This is a genomic window from Alkalilimnicola ehrlichii MLHE-1 (genome assembly GCF_000014785.1).
In the GTDB taxonomy this organism is placed as follows: domain Bacteria; phylum Pseudomonadota; class Gammaproteobacteria; order Nitrococcales; family Halorhodospiraceae; genus Alkalilimnicola; species Alkalilimnicola ehrlichii.
Window position 1 is genome coordinate 383,094 of sequence record NC_008340.1, and the last position, 14,680, is coordinate 397,773.

19 protein-coding genes are annotated in these 14,680 nt (G+C 69.2%); 5 read left to right on the forward strand and 14 right to left on the reverse strand.

What is annotated here, in order from left to right:
* Nucleotides 1-36 precede the first annotated feature (36 nt).
* From MLG_RS01725 to MLG_RS01735, 3 genes are read right to left on the reverse strand one after another with little or no spacing between them, the layout of a single operon-like run.
* On the reverse strand, nt 37-615 hold the full coding sequence (locus MLG_RS01725) for a YggT family protein (RefSeq protein WP_011628090.1): 579 nt from the start codon (nt 613-615) through the stop codon (nt 37-39).
* The gene (gene proC / locus MLG_RS01730) at nt 615-1,442 is read right to left on the reverse strand and encodes a pyrroline-5-carboxylate reductase (protein ID WP_011628091.1); all 828 of its coding nucleotides are present in this window, start codon (nt 1,440-1,442) and stop codon (nt 615-617) included. Before proC ends, MLG_RS01725 begins: the two co-directional genes overlap by 1 nt.
* Entirely contained in the window at nt 1,439-2,152 is a 714-nt protein-coding gene (locus tag MLG_RS01735; protein WP_011628092.1) for a YggS family pyridoxal phosphate-dependent enzyme, read from the reverse strand. The genes proC and MLG_RS01735 overlap by 4 nt, the downstream gene beginning before the upstream one ends.
* Before the next feature lie 107 nt (nt 2,153-2,259).
* Between MLG_RS01735 and MLG_RS01740 the strand changes: the two genes are divergently transcribed.
* Both MLG_RS01740 and MLG_RS01745 read left to right on the forward strand, forming a co-directional pair.
* Nucleotides 2,260-3,297 (forward strand): type IV pilus twitching motility protein PilT, encoded by a 1,038-nt coding sequence (locus tag MLG_RS01740; protein WP_011628093.1) that lies wholly within the window; start codon nt 2,260-2,262, stop codon nt 3,295-3,297.
* 60 nt (nt 3,298-3,357) lie between these two features.
* On the forward strand, nt 3,358-4,515 hold the full coding sequence (locus MLG_RS01745; RefSeq protein ID WP_011628094.1) for a PilT/PilU family type 4a pilus ATPase: 1,158 nt from the start codon (nt 3,358-3,360) through the stop codon (nt 4,513-4,515).
* A 259-nt stretch (nt 4,516-4,774) separates the two neighbouring features.
* Here MLG_RS01745 and MLG_RS01750 read toward each other — a convergent pair whose 3' ends face one another.
* From MLG_RS01750 to gshB, 11 genes are read right to left on the reverse strand one after another with little or no spacing between them, the layout of a single operon-like run.
* The gene (locus tag MLG_RS01750; RefSeq protein WP_011628095.1) at nt 4,775-5,491 is read right to left on the reverse strand and encodes a ferredoxin reductase domain-containing protein; all 717 of its coding nucleotides are present in this window, start codon (nt 5,489-5,491) and stop codon (nt 4,775-4,777) included.
* A complete protein-coding gene (locus MLG_RS01755; protein WP_011628096.1) occupies nt 5,475-6,755 on the reverse strand; it encodes a dihydroorotase in 1,281 nt (426 codons plus the stop codon). The genes MLG_RS01750 and MLG_RS01755 overlap by 17 nt, the downstream gene beginning before the upstream one ends.
* A complete protein-coding gene (locus tag MLG_RS01760) occupies nt 6,752-7,717 on the reverse strand; it encodes an aspartate carbamoyltransferase catalytic subunit (RefSeq protein ID WP_011628097.1) in 966 nt (321 codons plus the stop codon). Before MLG_RS01760 ends, MLG_RS01755 begins: the two co-directional genes overlap by 4 nt.
* Entirely contained in the window at nt 7,714-8,223 is a 510-nt protein-coding gene (gene pyrR, locus MLG_RS01765) for a bifunctional pyr operon transcriptional regulator/uracil phosphoribosyltransferase PyrR (protein ID WP_011628098.1), read from the reverse strand. Before pyrR ends, MLG_RS01760 begins: the two co-directional genes overlap by 4 nt.
* Nucleotides 8,220-8,654: a Holliday junction resolvase RuvX gene (ruvX, locus tag MLG_RS01770; RefSeq protein ID WP_011628099.1), complete on the reverse strand. Its 435-nt coding sequence runs from the start codon at nt 8,652-8,654 to the stop codon at nt 8,220-8,222. The genes pyrR and ruvX overlap by 4 nt, the downstream gene beginning before the upstream one ends.
* A complete protein-coding gene (locus tag MLG_RS01775) occupies nt 8,647-9,222 on the reverse strand; it encodes a YqgE/AlgH family protein (RefSeq protein ID WP_011628100.1) in 576 nt (191 codons plus the stop codon). Before MLG_RS01775 ends, ruvX begins: the two co-directional genes overlap by 8 nt.
* Before the next feature lie 52 nt (nt 9,223-9,274).
* Nucleotides 9,275-10,162 (reverse strand): energy transducer TonB, encoded by an 888-nt coding sequence (locus tag MLG_RS01780; RefSeq protein WP_011628101.1) that lies wholly within the window; start codon nt 10,160-10,162, stop codon nt 9,275-9,277.
* The gene (locus MLG_RS01785; RefSeq protein WP_011628102.1) at nt 10,159-10,704 is read right to left on the reverse strand and encodes a Gx transporter family protein; all 546 of its coding nucleotides are present in this window, start codon (nt 10,702-10,704) and stop codon (nt 10,159-10,161) included. Before MLG_RS01785 ends, MLG_RS01780 begins: the two co-directional genes overlap by 4 nt.
* A 2-nt stretch (nt 10,705-10,706) precedes the next feature.
* Nucleotides 10,707-11,069, reverse strand: coding sequence for a NusG domain II-containing protein (locus tag MLG_RS01790; protein WP_011628103.1), 363 nt, complete (start codon nt 11,067-11,069; stop codon nt 10,707-10,709).
* Nucleotides 11,066-12,118 carry an FAD:protein FMN transferase gene (locus tag MLG_RS01795; protein ID WP_011628104.1) on the reverse strand — a complete coding sequence of 351 codons (1,053 nt, stop codon included), beginning with the start codon at nt 12,116-12,118 and terminating at the stop codon, nt 11,066-11,068. Before MLG_RS01795 ends, MLG_RS01790 begins: the two co-directional genes overlap by 4 nt.
* Nucleotides 12,115-13,059: a glutathione synthase gene (gshB, locus tag MLG_RS01800; RefSeq protein WP_011628105.1), complete on the reverse strand. Its 945-nt coding sequence runs from the start codon at nt 13,057-13,059 to the stop codon at nt 12,115-12,117. The genes MLG_RS01795 and gshB overlap by 4 nt, the downstream gene beginning before the upstream one ends.
* 272 nt (nt 13,060-13,331) lie before the next feature.
* Here gshB and MLG_RS01805 point away from each other — a divergent pair, with 272 nt between their 5' ends.
* The 3 genes from MLG_RS01805 to MLG_RS01815 are packed head-to-tail and all read left to right on the forward strand — an operon-like array spanning nt 13,332 to nt 14,657.
* Nucleotides 13,332-13,691, forward strand: coding sequence for a response regulator (locus MLG_RS01805; protein ID WP_041718188.1), 360 nt, complete (start codon nt 13,332-13,334; stop codon nt 13,689-13,691).
* Between the two features lie 43 nt (nt 13,692-13,734).
* A complete protein-coding gene (locus tag MLG_RS01810; protein ID WP_011628107.1) occupies nt 13,735-14,100 on the forward strand; it encodes a response regulator in 366 nt (121 codons plus the stop codon).
* Between the two features lie 8 nt (nt 14,101-14,108).
* On the forward strand, nt 14,109-14,657 hold the full coding sequence (locus tag MLG_RS01815) for a chemotaxis protein CheW (RefSeq protein WP_049753504.1): 549 nt from the start codon (nt 14,109-14,111) through the stop codon (nt 14,655-14,657).
* Nucleotides 14,658-14,680 lie beyond the last annotated feature (23 nt).

Below are 14,680 nucleotides of genomic sequence, written 5' to 3' on the forward strand. Positions count from 1 at the left end.
AAAGGTGGCGGGGGGCGGGAACAACTGGCGCCCCGCTCAACCGGTGAGCGGGGGCACCAGCGCCTGCAGTGGCGGGAAGATGAGCATACGCAGCACCTGGATGCCCAGCAGCGCCACCAGCGGCGAGAGGTCGAGGCCGCCCAGGTCCGGCAACATGCGGCGGATGGGGCTCATGATGGGGTCGGTGAGGCTGTGCAGGATGGCCACCCCGGGGTGGTGGCTGTGCGGATTCACCCAGCTCATGATCACCTGGATGATGATGATCACGGTGTAGAGCGTGAACAGCAGGCTGAGCACCTGGATGATCGCGCTCATGAACGCATAGCCCACCGGCAGCACATAATTGCCACCGATCAGGTAGGTCAGGTAGAGCGAGAGCATCTGCAGCAGGATCATCAGCACCACGGCCGCCAAGTCCAGCCCGCGGTAACCGGGAATCACCCGGCGCAGCGGCCGCAGTGCCGGCTGGGTGACCTTCACGACCGCCTGGGAAATGGGGTTGAAGAAATCGGCCCGCGCCCACTGCAGCAGAAAGCGCACCATCACCGCCAGGATGTAGAGTGTGATGAGGGTCTCCAGCAGGAAGGTGATCGGGTTGGCCAGGTACCCGTTCATCACTGCTCCCCCAGCATCTGGCCCAGCTCCTGGGCGCGTTTGGCGGCGGCCTGCACCGCACGGGTCATCAGGGCGCGGTACTCGCCATCCTCCAACACATGCAGCGCATGCTCGGTGGTGCCCCCGGGGGAGGTCACCCGCTGGCGCAATTGGGCCGGGGACTCATCGCTCTCCAAGGCCATCTTGGCCGCGCCCAGCGCCGTCTCGATGGTCAGCAGGCGGGCGGTCTCACCGGGCAGACCCAGGTCCCGCGCGGCGTCCTCGATGGCCTCCATGAGCAGGAAGAAGTAGGCCGGGCCGCTGCCGGAAACCGCGGTCACGGTATCCATCTGGGCCTCGTCGTCGAGCCAGACCACCAGCCCCACGGCGCGCATCAATGATTCCGCCAGCTCCCGCTGCCGCTCCTTGACCCGGTCGTTGGCGTACAGCGCCGTGGCGCCGGTGCCCACCAGCGAGGGGGTGTTGGGCATGGTCCGCACCACTGCGGCCTGGCCCCCGAGCCAGCGGGTCAGGTCCGGCTCGCGCACGCCCGCCGCGATGGAGATAAACAGCCGCCCGGCGTCGCCGCTGCCGGCCACCAACTGCTCGCAGGCGGTACGCACCACCTGGGGCTTGACCGCCAGGATCACGGTGTCGGCGTCGGCGGCCGCCTCCAGGTTGTCGGCGTAGACCCGAACGCCGAAACGGTTGGCCAGGTCATCGCGCTTGCCGGCGTCCGGGTCGGCCACCCGTACCGCCTGCGGGTCGAAACCGTCGGCCAGCAGGCCGCCGATCAGCGAGCGGGCCATGTTGCCGCCGCCGATAAAGCACAGGGTGTTGTTGCTCATCGCTTGTTCTCCTTGCCATTTGCCGGGGTGGTCTGGCGCGGACCGAAAATGGCGGTGCCGATGCGTACCAGGGTCGCGCCTTCAGCCACGGCGGCCTCCAGATCACCGCTCATGCCCATGGATAGCGTATCCAATGCCAGGCCGGAACTCACCAGATGCTCCTGCAGCTCGCGCAGCGCGGCCAGGGGCCGGCGTTGTGCCGCCAGGCCCTCGGCAGGGGCGGGCAGGGCCATCAGGCCGCGAAGGCGCAGGCGGGGCAGTTCCGCCACCTGGGCGGCGAGTTCGGCCGCGCCCGCGGGGAGCACACCGGCCTTGCTGGCTTCACCGCTGATGTTGACCTGAATACAGACATTTAGCGGCGGCCGCTCCTCGGGCCGCTGCTGCGACAGCCGGCGGGCGATCTTGAGCCGGTCCACCGTGTGGCACCAGTCGAAGTGGCCGGCCACGTCCCGGGTCTTGTTCGATTGCAGCGCGCCGATGAAGTGCCACTCGGCGGGGGTGTCGGCCAGCGCCTGCTGTTTGTCCAGCGCCTCCTGCAGGTAGTTTTCGCCGAAGGCGTGCTGGCCGGCGGCCAGGGCGGCGCGGATGGCGGATACGGGTTGGGTCTTGCTGACCGCGAGCAACTTCACGCTGCCGGGGTCACGGCCGAAACGGTGTTCAGCGGCGCGCAGCCGCTCGTGCACGACTTGCAGTCTCTGGGCGATGTCCATGCGGTTGCCGGGGTCCTGGTATCGCTGTAACTTAGCGGGCGTGCGCCATGGCCAAGCAGCCGAGTCCGGGTGTGTCGGCCAGCCTTCGGAAGGGGCTTATTTTTATCATGGATATCGCAGACCTTCTCGCCTTCGCGGTCAAGAACAACGCCTCGGACCTGCACATCGCAGCCGGATTGCCGCCCATGATACGCGTGGACGGTGATGTGCGTCGAATCAACCTGCCTGAGATGGAACACAAGCAGGTGCATTCGATGATCTACGACATCATGAACGACAAGCAGCGCAAGGATTACGAGGAGTTTCTCGAGACCGATTTCTCCTTCGAGATCCCCGGCCTGGCGCGCTTTCGTGTCAATGTCTTCAACCAGAACCGTGGCGCGGCCGCGGTCTTCCGCACCATCCCCTCCGAGGTGCTTACCCTGGACGACCTGGGGGCACCGGACGTGTTCAAGGAGATTGCCGATAACCCCCGGGGCCTGGTGCTGGTCACCGGTCCCACCGGCTCCGGCAAGTCCACCACCCTGGCCGCCATGGTGGACTATGTGAACAAGAAGGAGTACGGCCATATCCTCACCATTGAGGACCCCATCGAGTTCGTCCACGAGTCCCACCGCTGTCTGGTCAACCAGCGCGAGGTGCACCGCGACACCCTGGGCTTCAACGAGGCGCTGCGCTCGGCCCTGCGCGAGGACCCGGATATCATCCTGGTGGGTGAGATGCGCGACCTGGAGACCATCCGCCTGGCACTCACCGCCGCCGAGACCGGGCACCTGGTCTTCGGCACCCTGCACACCAGCTCCGCGGCCAAGACCATCGACCGGATCATCGACGTCTTTCCGGCCGCCGAGAAGTCCATGGTGCGCTCCATGCTCTCCGAGTCGCTGCGCGCGGTCATTGCCCAGGCACTGCTCAAGAAGATCGGCGGTGGCCGGATCGCCGCCCACGAGATCATGATCGGCACCGCTGCGATCCGCAACCTGATCCGCGAGGACAAGGTGGCGCAGATGTACTCGGCCATCCAGACCGGGCACACCGCCGGCATGCAGACGCTCGATCAATGCCTGCAGCACCTAGTGGCCAAGGGGTTGGTCACCAAGGCCGATGCCCGGCCCAAGGCGGTCAACCGGGATTTGTTCAACTAGCTTATCGGGCACAGGGGTCGGCGCTGAGCCTGGCCGTGGCCCGGCAGTCAGAGGTAATCGATGGATTTCAACGCCCTGCTCGAACTCATGGTGAAGAAAGGGGGCTCGGACCTGTTCATCACCACGGGTGTGCCGCCCTGCATGAAGGTCTCCGGGCAGATCATGCCGGTCTCCAAGACACCGCTCACCGCCGACCAGTCGCGTCAGGTGGTGCAATCGATTATGACCCCCGCCCAGCGCGAGGAGTTTGAGCAGTTCCACGAATGCAACTTTGCCATCTCCGCCAGCGGTTTGGGGCGGTTCCGGGTCAGCGCCTTCTATCAGCGCTCGACACCGGGCATGGTGCTGCGCCGGATCGAGACCAATATCCCGACGGTGGAGCAGCTCAAGCTGCCGAAGCTCATCGAGCAGCTGGCCATGACCAAGCGGGGGCTGATCATCTTCGTCGGCGGCACCGGCACCGGCAAATCCACCTCGCTGGCCGCGATGATTGGCTATCGTAACCGCAACGCCTCGGGCCACATCATCACCATCGAGGATCCGATCGAGTTCGTCCACCAGCACAACAAGTGCATCGTCACCCAGCGCGAGGTGGGGGTGGACACTGAATCCTTCGACGTGGCCCTGCGCAACACCCTGCGCCAGGCCCCGGACGTGATCCTGATCGGCGAGATCCGCTCCAAGGAGACCATGGATTACGCCATTGCCTTCGCCGAGACGGGGCATCTTTGCCTGGCGACGCTGCACGCCAACAACGCCAACCAGGCGATGGACCGCATCGTCAACTTCTTCCCTTCCGACCGGCTCAAGCAGCTTTACATGGACCTGTCGCTGAACCTCAAGGCGGTGGTGGCGCAGCAGTTGATCCCGACAGTGGACGGCCAGGGCCGGGTGCCGGCGGTGGAGGTCCTGCTGGGTACGCCGCTGGTGCACGACAAGATCCGCAAGGGCGAGGTGCACGAGCTCAAGGACATCATGAAGCGCTCCAACGAGCAGGGCATGCGCACCTTCGACCAGCACCTCTACGAGCTCTACCGCAACGGCCAGATCACCTACGAGGATGCGCTGCGCCACGCCGACTCGGAGAACGAGGTGCGGCTGATGGCCAAGCTGCACGAAAGCGGCGAGGCGCCGCAGGCGTCGCTGGAGAAGAACACGGAGGGGCTTTCGCTGGTGGACGATGAGGAGGAGGCGCCCCGCGGCCCCAAACTGCGCTGACCGGCCTCTGCCTCCCGTCATCGCGAGGGCCGAAGGCTTTCCCCCGTCATCGCGAGGGCCGAAGGCTTTCCCCCCGTCATCGCGAGGGCCGAAGGCTTTCCCCCCGTCATCGCGAGGGCCGAAGGCCCGTGGCGATCCAAGGCGGTAGACTGCCGCGTCGGCTTCGCCTCCTCGCAGTGACGGTGGGGGTGGGCCTTCCCGCGGTGACGGTGGTAGTGGGTCTGGGCCTCGCGGTGACGGGGATAAGGCCCTATGGGGTTCAGGGGAGGCGGCAGTCGGCCAGGGGTAGTCCAGCGGGCCGTTGTTGTTGCAGGCCTTCCAGCCAGTGCCAGGGGCCGGCGGCGGCCAGCGCCCAGCCCTGGCGGTCCCAGTCCGGCACACTCTGCCACCAGGCGATCAGCAGCTCCGCCACGGTGCCGTGGTGGCACCCCGGCTGCTCCATGCCGGTGATGGCCAGCCGGCTGGCGATCCCCGCCTGCTCCATGACCCCGTTGCCGGCGATGGTGCCCGGCGGCATGCCGGGGATGACGAAGCGGGATGGCCGCGGGCGGAAGGGCAGGCGCTCGCCCGCGGTGCCCAGCAGCACCAGCCGTGCGCGCCCGCGGCCGAGCCGCTGGGCCAGGAACAGCGCGGCGGCCACCCCCTCGTCCTGACCCAGCACCACCAGCTTGTCACCGCTGAGCTCCCCGAAGCCCTCGCCCTGCAGCCGGCTGCACGCCAGGGTCCCGCCCGGCGCCGGGGCGTACCCCTCCGGCAGCCGGCGGCCGTCCAGTACGCCCGCCAGCCAGCCCTCGCCGCCGTGCGCCTCGACCAGCCAAAGGGGTTGCGGGCCCCCGGGCAGTTGCAGGTAGAGGAACTGGCCCGGGACCGCCCGCGCCAGCTCGGGCAGCGCCAGGCGGATCAGCAGCTGGCCGTCGGGCAGGCCCGCGGTGCTCACCACCCGGCCGCGGAAGGGCGCCTCAGTTGTGGGCGTCATAGACCCGGAGTCCGTCGACGATGGTGTAGCGGGCCCGGCCGGTGAATTCCCAGCCCGTAAACGGGCTGTTCTCGCCCCGGCTGTGCATGTCGCTGGCCTTGAACCACCAGACCTCGTCCGGATCGAACAGGCAGATGTCCGCCGGGGCGCCCTCGGTCAGGCGCCCACCCGGCAGGTCCAGGACCCGTGCCGGGCCGCTGGTGACCGGTGCCAGGGCGCGGGTCAGGGGCAGGTTGAGCTCGTCGGCCAGGCGCAAGACGAGCGCCAGCAGGCTGTCCAGCCCGGAGATGCCTGGTTCGCTCTCGGCGAAGGGGCAACGCTTGGCGTCCGGATCGTGGGGCTGGTGGTCGGAGCAGAGGACCGGAAGCTCGCCGGCCGCCAGCGCCCGGCGCAGGGCGTCGCGGTCGCCGGTGGAACGCAGCGGCGGGCGCACGTGGGCCTGGCTCTGGTAGCCGTAGATGTCCATCTCGGTGAGAAACAGCTGATGAATGGCGGCGTCGGCGGTCACCGGCTGACCGTTGCGCTGGGCGGCCAGGATCAGCTCGAGACCGCGGCGGCTGGACAACCGGCCGAAGTGGACCCGGGCCCCGATCTCCTCGGCCAGGGCGAGCATGCGGCCGAGCCCGGCCGTCTCGGCGGCCACCGGGATCCCGGGCAGGCCCATCCGGGTGGCCAGCTGCCCCTCGTGGGCCAGGCCCTGGGCCAGGATGGGCTCCTCCGGGGTCAGGTGCACGGGCAGATCAAAGGTGGCGGCGTACTCCAGCGCCCGGCGCAGCACCAGGCTGTCGGCGATCGGCCGGCCGCCGTCGGACAGCCCGGGGCAGCCCGCCTCGCTCAGGGCCACCATCTCGCTCAACTGCCCCCCGTCCAGGTTCCGGGTCAGCGCCCCCAGCGGCAGCACCCGGGCCCCGCCCGCCGCTGCGGAGCGGTTGCGGATCAGCTCCACCACCGAAGGCGTATCGGTGACGGGGCGGGTGTCCGGCGGGCAGATCAGCGTGGTGATTCCCCCGGCCGCCGCGGCCCGGGCCTCACTGGCGATATTGGCCTTGCGCGCCTGCCCCGGCTCTCGGGTCCGCGCCGCCAGGTCGATCAGCCCCGGGCAGGCCACCAGGCCGGTGGCCTGGAGGATATGCTCCGGTTGCCAGCCGCTGGGCGGTGCCCCCAGGGCGGCGATGCGCCCATCGGCGATGTGCAGATCCACGACCTCATCCCGGTCGCTGGCCGGGTCCACCACCCGGGCCCCCGTGATGCTCCATGCCGTCATGCGTCCTCCCCTCCGCCGGCCCGGCCGAGCAGCATGGACATCAGCGCCATGCGCACGGCGATCCCGTTGGTGACCTGTTGCAGGATGACTGAACGCGGCCCGTCGGCCACCGCCGAGTTCATCTCCACACCGCGGTTGATGGGACCGGGATGCATGATGATGGCGTCCGGGTGAGCCACCGAGAGTTTCTCCTCGGTCAGGCCGTAAAGCTTGAAGTACTCGCCCTCACTGGGCAGCAGGGCGCCGCGCATGCGCTCCCGTTGCAGCCGGAGCATCATCACCACGTCGACATCGCGGAGCCCGGCCTGCATGTCGTGGAACACCCGCACGCCCAGGGTCTCCACATCCCGTGGCAGCAGGGTGCGCGGGGCGATCACCCGGACCTCGCCGGCGCCCAGGCCATTGAGGGCGTGAATCTGGGAGCGGGCCACCCGCGAGTGCAGGATGTCGCCGACAATGGCCACCCGCAGCGGTTCGAAATCGCCCTTGTGCTGGCGGATGGTGAACATGTCCAGCATGGCCTGGGTGGGGTGGGCGTGGCGGCCGTCGCCGGCGTTCAGCACGCTCACCCCGGGCCGGACGTGGCGGGCGATAAACTCGGCGGTGCCGCTGTCGCCGTGGCGCACCACGAAGGCGTCGCACTGCATGGCCTCCAGGTTGCGCAGCATGTCCAGAAGGCTCTCGCCCTTGGACTGGGAGGAGACCGCCACGTCGATGTTGAGCACGTCCGCCGACAGCCGGGTGGCGGCCAACTCGAAGGTGGTGCGGGTTCGCGTGCTCGGCTCGAAAAACAGGTTGATGACCGTGCGGCCGCGCAGCAGCGGGACCTTCTTGACCGACTTGCCGATGACGCCGGTGAAGCTCTCGGCGGTGTCGAGGATCTGGTTCAGCAGCGGCCGGGGCAGGCCTTCCGTGGTCAGGAAGTGGCGCAACCGGCCCTGGTTGTCCAACTGTGCGTTCATGCCGTGTCCTGAATGATGAAGTGCAGGGGTTCGGGGCCGCTCAGTTTAATGCGTCGGTGCCGGGGCAGAGAGAGCCGGGTACCGACGACATCGGCGGCGAAGGGCAACTCGCGTCCGCCGCGGTCCACCAGCACCACCAGCAGCACGGCGGCCGGGCGGCCGTAGTCGAAGATCTCGTTGAGTGCGGCGCGCACCGTCCGTCCGGTGTGCAGCACGTCATCGACCAACACGATGACCCGATCGTCCACGTCGAAGGGCAGGCTGGAGGGGCGCACCTGGGGGTTGAGCCCCGCCTGGCCGACGTCATCGCGGTAGAAGGCGATATCCAGGGTGCCCAGGGGCAGCGCCAGGCCCAGCCGCTGGTGCAACGCCCGGGCCACCCAGGCGCCACCGGTGTGGATGCCGACCATGGCGGCCTCGTCGAGGGGGGCATCGAGGGCCTGCAGCCGGCCCTCCAGATCGTGTTGGACGCGCTCGAGTAGCGGTGTTACCTCGGGTGTGGTCATGCGCACCCCTGTTGGCTGAACCAGGTTTCCAGGATGACCCGTGCCGCCTCGCTGTCCAGGGCGCCGGGCCGGCGGGTGGGGCGGCCGCGGCGTTCGGAGAGCCGTGCCGCCGCTTCGTGGGAGGAGAGCCGCTCGTCCACCAGCTCCACCCGCAGCCCGTAGCGGCCGTGCAGGCGCTGGGCGAACTTGCGCGCGGCGCGGGTGCTTTCCGAGTCGCTGCCGTCGGCGTGCAGCGGCAGCCCCACCACCACCCCCTGCGGCCGCCACTCCGCCAGGAGCCGGCCGACCTCCTCCCAGTCGGGCTGACCGGCGCGGGCGCTCAGGGTGATCAGGGCCCGGCCGCCGCCGGTCAGGGCCTCACCCACGGCCACGCCGATGCGCCGGTCCCCGTGATCGAAGGCCAGCCAGGTGCCCGATACGGGGTCAGGCATGCCCGCTTTCGCCGGACATGCGGCTGATATCCACCCCCAGTTGCGCCGCCGCGGCCTCCCAGCGCTGCGGCACCGGGGTGTCGAAGAGGATGGTGCTGGTCGCCGGCACCGTCAGCCAGGCATTGCTGGTCATCTCCTCCTCCAGCTGCCCGGCGCCCCAACCCGCGTAACCCAGGGCCATCAGAAAGCGGCGGGGGCCGCGGTTTTGGGCCAGGGCCGTGATGATGTCGCGGGAGGTGGTGACACTGACCTGGGGCGAGACCTGTGCTGAGGCCTCCCACTGATCGTCCGGTGGGTGGAGCACAAAGCCGCGTTCGCGCTGTACCGGGCCGCCGAGGAAGACCGGGGTGTCCACCGGGGCGTCGGGGCCCGGCTCGATGTCCATGTGCTCGAACAGGTCCCTCAGCTTGAGATCGGAGGGGTGATTGATCACCAGGCCCATCGCGCCCTCCGGGCCGTGCTCACAGATGTAGATCACGGCGTGCGCGAAGTTGGGGTCCTGCAGGCTGGGCATTGCGATGGCGAAGTGGTCGCTCAGCCAGCCCCCGTTGTCGCTTGTCTCGCTCATGCGTTTAGTATCCCTGTCCAGTGGCCGGGGGACAAGGCCGCCGGCCCTCCGGTCAGCGCGCCGAGAGATCGCTGCCCAGAAACTCCCAGGTGCGGGTGATCACCAGTTGATCGTTGCCCTGCAGGACATCGTCCGGCACCGGGGCGTAGGGGGCGGAAAGGCGGACGATGCGGACCGCCGCCTCGTCCAGCAAGCGGTGGCGCGAGGGCTCCAGGATGCGCACCGCGGCGACCTCGCCGTCGGGCTCCAGGGTGACCTGCAGCACCAGGCGCCCGGACAGCCCACGCCGCCGGGCCTCATTGGGGTAGTTACGGTTGCCCACGTCCTCAACCCGGGCCACCCATTGGCGCATGTACTCGGCGGCGGGATGGCTGCGGGTGCTGGAGCTGATGAACTGGCGGCTGGGGCCGCGGGCATCGGGCTGGGCCCGTTCGGGCGTGGGGGCGTTGATCGCGGCCCGGCGGGCGGCGGCCAGGTCCAGCGGCTGGCGCTGCTCCGGCTCGCGCTCGGCCTGTTCGCTCTCCGGCCTGTCCACGGGGGCCTCCTCGGTGGTCAGCGCGGGTACCTCCGCCGGGGTCTCTGCGGTGGGGGTCGGCTCGGGGTCGGGCTCCGGCTCCGGCAGCGGCGTCTCCCGGGCGATCCGCGAGGCGGGCGTCTCCGGTACATGGGGCTCGGGGGTCTCCGCGGCACCGCCGCCCAACTGATCACTCTCCGCCAGGAAGTCGTAGTCCTCGGGCATCCCGCTGTCATGGCGGCTCAGGGTGACGTCGATCAGCGGCGGCCGTTCGGCCCGTTCCGGTTCGGGGAATGACAGACCGAGCCCGAAGATGACGGCGGCGTGGATCAGCGCGGCCACCACCATCGCGACCAGCAGCCGGCCGTGGTCGGTCCCGGTCCAGGCGGGCCGATGTAAACGGGGTTGTCGGGCGGCTGCGGTCATGCTGCCTCGTGGCCATCCCGGCGCGGCGGGCGGCCGAGTTCGCGGATCATGGCGCTGGCCATTATACCGTTGACCAGCCCGAAAACGATGGCGGCGGTCATGAAGGGCGGAAAGAGGAGCCAGAGCCCCGGGTGCGGAATGAACAACCACCAGGCCGCGGTGAACTGGGCCCCCATGTGGGCCAGGGCGGCCAGCAGACTGTAGCTGACCGCGCTGGCGCCGGGCAGGGTCCGGGCCAGCGCGAGGCCGCCCAGTGCACCCAGGCCGCCCGCCAGGCTGAGGAAGAAGGTGGGGGAGAGCAGGGTGCCCATCAGGATGCCGCCGGCCAACACCCGCAGCACGGTGATCCAGACGGCCACCCGCCAGCCGTAGAGCCAGCACGCGGCCACCGTGATGATGTTGGCCAGCCCCGGTTTGATGCCGGGCAGCGGGCTGGGCAACGCCGCCTCGGCCACGTGAATCGCCAGGGCCAGGGCGGCCAGGGTGGCGATCCGCAGGTCGTCGCGGTCACTCTTCAGGCGGCGGTAGCGGGGCGCTGTCATAGTCAGTAATGGATGGTGTCGTAGCGGGGTTCGGCGCCGAGGATCTCCACCGCGACCCGGTTGGGCAGGCAGAGGGCCTGGTCGCCGGGGGTGTCCAGGCGCCCGGCGCGCACGCAGATCTGCCGCGGCCCGGGGTCGGAGACCACCCGCGCGCCCCCATCGGCGATCTCCACCACCGTGGTCCCCAGCGGCCCGGGGACCTCCACCGTGCGCGGCCGATCCAGCGGGTAACGGGCGTATTCGCTGTCACCAGCCCAGATCCGCACCGTTTCCGCCTCCCCCTCCCGGCCGTCCCAGAGCCAGGGGTAGAGCAGGGCCACCCCGCTGATCGCGATCACCAGTACCAGCCGGTCGGTCCAGGTCACGGGTCGGGCCAGCTCCGCACGCCGGCCTCCGGGGTCTGCTCCACCCGCAGGTGGGCCTGCATCGATTCCGTCAGGTGGATGCGCCCGTCCGGCTCCACCAGCATGATCCGCTGGACCCCGAGCCGCCGGGCCACGGCCGGCCAGTCCTCCGGGCCGGCCAGCATCAGCGCGGTACTGGCGGCGTCGGCCCGCACCGGGTCCGAATGGACCACGGTGGCGGCGCTCAGGCCGCGGGCCGGGTGGCCGCTGCGCGGGTCGAGGATGTGGTGGTAGCGCTCACCGTCCTGCTCGAAATCGCGTTCGTAGTCGCCGGAGGTGAATACGGCGGTGTCGGCCCCAACCTCCAGCGACGCGATAATGCCCTCCTGGTGGGGGTGGCGGATGCCGATGCGCCAGGGGCGGCCGCGGGGCTCGCCCAGGGTGAGCAGATCACCGCCCACATTCACCACCGCACGCTCGATGCCCTGACGGCGCAGATCGTCCACCGCCTGGCCGATGAGATAGCCCTTGGCGTACCCCCCCAGGTTGAGCCGCAGCCCGGTGTGGTCGCTGGCCAGACGGCCATCCTCCTCGCGCAGGTCGCGCAGGCTGGGCCGGGCGCTCAGCCAGGCCTCGAGCGCCTGCGGGTCGGGCCGTTGGGCGTCGCGGCCGTCGTCCTCGAAACCCCACAGGCGGATTAACTCCCCGATGGCCGGGGTGAACAGGCCGCCGCTGAGCCGTTCCAGTTCCCGGCCGGTGGCCAGCAGGGCGAGCAGCTCGTCGCTGGCCGCGGGGCTGGTTTCGCCGGCGGCCAAGGCGCGGTTGATCTGGCCCAGTTCGCCATCGCCGGCCGGGTGCCAGCGCTGCTGGTAATCCTCCAGCCGCCGGCGCACCCGATCGGCCGCCGCCAGGGCGGTGCGTTCGGGCTGGCCGTGGATGGTGACCTCCACCAGCGTGCCCAGGGCGTAGAAGCGTTCCCGGTGTTGCAGCTCCTCACCGCTGCAGGCGTTGAGCACCAGCGCGGCGAGACCGAGCAGGGTGGCCAGCCGTATCAGGCGGAAACGGCTCATAGCCGGGTTTCCACCAAGTCCATCAGGCGTGCGGAGATATTGGTCTCGTAAATGGCGTCCAGCTCCCGGACGCAGGTGGGGCTGGTGACGTTGATCTCGGTGAGGTAATCACCGATCACATCCAGGCCGACGAAATCCAGCCCGCGCCGGCGCAATTCCGGGGCCACCTGTTCGCAGATCCAGCGGTCGCGGTCGGTCAGTTCCACCCCGACGCCGCGCCCGCCGGCGGCCAGGTTGCCCCGGGTCTCGCCCTCGCGCGGGATACGGGCCAGCGCCCAGGGCAGCGGCTCGCCGCCGATCATCAGGATCCGCTTGTCGCCCGCCTCGATCTCCGGCAGGTAGCGCTGGGCCATGATCTGGAGGGTGCCCTCCCGGGTGAGGGTCTCCAGGATGACACTGGTGTTGGGGTCGCCATCCCGGACCACGAAGATCGAGGCGCCGCCCATGGCATCCAGCGGCTTCAGCACCACATGCTCTTGCTCGGCCATGAAGGCCCGCAGCTGCCCGGCATCGGCACTGACCAGGGTGGGGGCGCAACACTGCGGGAACTGGGCGGTAAAGAGCTTCTCATTGCAGTCGCGCAGCGCCTCCGGGCGGTTGATCACCTGGACCCCCGCCAGCTCAGCCAGCTCCAGTACGTGGGTGGCGTAGGCATAGGCGGTGTCCACCGGTGGATCGCTGCGCATGAGGATGACGTCCAGCGCCTCCAGCGGGCCCCAGGCCGGTTCGCCCAGCTCGAACCAGTCCCGGTTGTCGTCCCGCACCGTCAGTGGCCGGTTTCGGCCCAGGGGTCGGCCGTCGCGCAGGGCCAGATCGCCGGTCTCCAGATAATGCAGTACCCAGCCGCGGCGCTCGGCCTCCAGCAACAGGGCCAGGGTGGTGTCCTTCCAGGGTTTGATCGCGTGGATGGGGTCCATGACCACGCCCAGTCGTACGCTCATGAAGGTTCCTCGGGGCCGGGGCGGTTGCCCGCGTCAAGTGAATACGATGGCCGCATGATACCGCGTGTCGGCGCTGAGTATGAGGGGCGGGGCGGCGTCGGCGCCGGTACCCAGTTAGTCGTAAGGTAGTATTCGGTCGGACACCTATGGTAAATACCTGGGGGAGGAACTCGTGCCGCTGCCGTCCGGCGGGCAGCGGGATTTCTGCCATCGACGAGGGGGCGCGGGTGGAAAGCGAAGCGTCAGAGCAGGACGTGCAGGGCCTGAAGGTGATGGTCATCGACGACAGCAAGACCATCCGCCGCACGGCCGAGACACTCCTCAAAAAGGAAGGCTGCGAGGTGATCACGGCCACCGACGGGTTCGAGGCCCTGGCCAAGGTGGCCGAACATCGGCCGGATATCATCTTCATTGACATCATGATGCCGCGCCTGGACGGCTACCAGACCTGCGCGCTGGTCAAGAACAACCCCGCCTTCCGGGCCACGCCCGTGATCATGCTCTCCAGCAAGGACAGCCTGTTCGACCGGGCGCGGGGGCGCATTGTCGGTTCCGAGCAGTACCTCACCAAGCCGTTTACCCGGGGCGAGCTGCTGGACGCCATTCGCCGCCATATCACGCAGACGGCCTGACACACTCTTTAAGGACATCATCTAAGGACGGGGAGTTCACACCATGGCGCGCATTCTGGTTATCGACGATTCACCCACCGATCTCCACGCCATCCGCTCCATCCTGGAGGGGGAGGGGCACCAGCTGATTGAGGCCGGTGACGGGGAGCAGGGGCTGGAACAGGCGCGCAGCGCCCATCCCGATCTTATCCTCATGGACATCGTCATGCCCGGCATGAACGGCTTCCAGGCCACCCGGCGGCTCAACCGCGACGCCGAGACCGCCTCGATCCCGGTGATCATGGTCAGCAGCAAGGACCAGGCCACCGACCGGATCTGGGCCAAGCGCCAGGGCGCGGTGGATTACATCGCCAAGCCCGTGGAGCGCGATGAACTGCTCCAGAAGGTACGCGCGGTGTTGGGCGGCTGAGCGCTGTGTTGAGCCTGGAGGAACAGCCCACCGCCTTCGATGCCCTGCGGGCCCTGGATCGGATGGGCCGTGCCCATCCCCTGGACCTGACGGTCGACGAGGGGGGCGAGTCCGAATGGTACGGGGTGGCGGTGCGGTTCTCCGGGCGCCATTTCCTGCTGCCGATGCACGAAGTGGCGGAGGTGATGCCCTGCCCCCCGCTGACCCCCGTGCCCCACACCCGCGATTGGGTCAAGGGCGTGGCCAACGTCCGTGGCACCCTGATCCCGGTCATCGACCTGGACGGCTTCTTCGGCCAGGGCCCGGTCAACATGTCCCACCTGACACGCATTGTCATCATGCGCGCCGGGGAGGTGGTGGCCGGCCTGTTGGTGGACGAGGTGCTGGGGCTGCGCCCCTGTGCTCGCGGCGGTTGGCTGGCCCAGGTGCCGGGCGGGCTGTCGTCCGACCTGGCGCGCTGCATCGCCGGGGTGTTTCAGCGCGAGGATGGTGACTGGCCGGTCTTTCGCCCGGTGCGGCTGGTGCGTGACCCCCGTTTCATGCGGGTGGCGGCCTGAGCAGGATGCACAGAGAGGTTGAT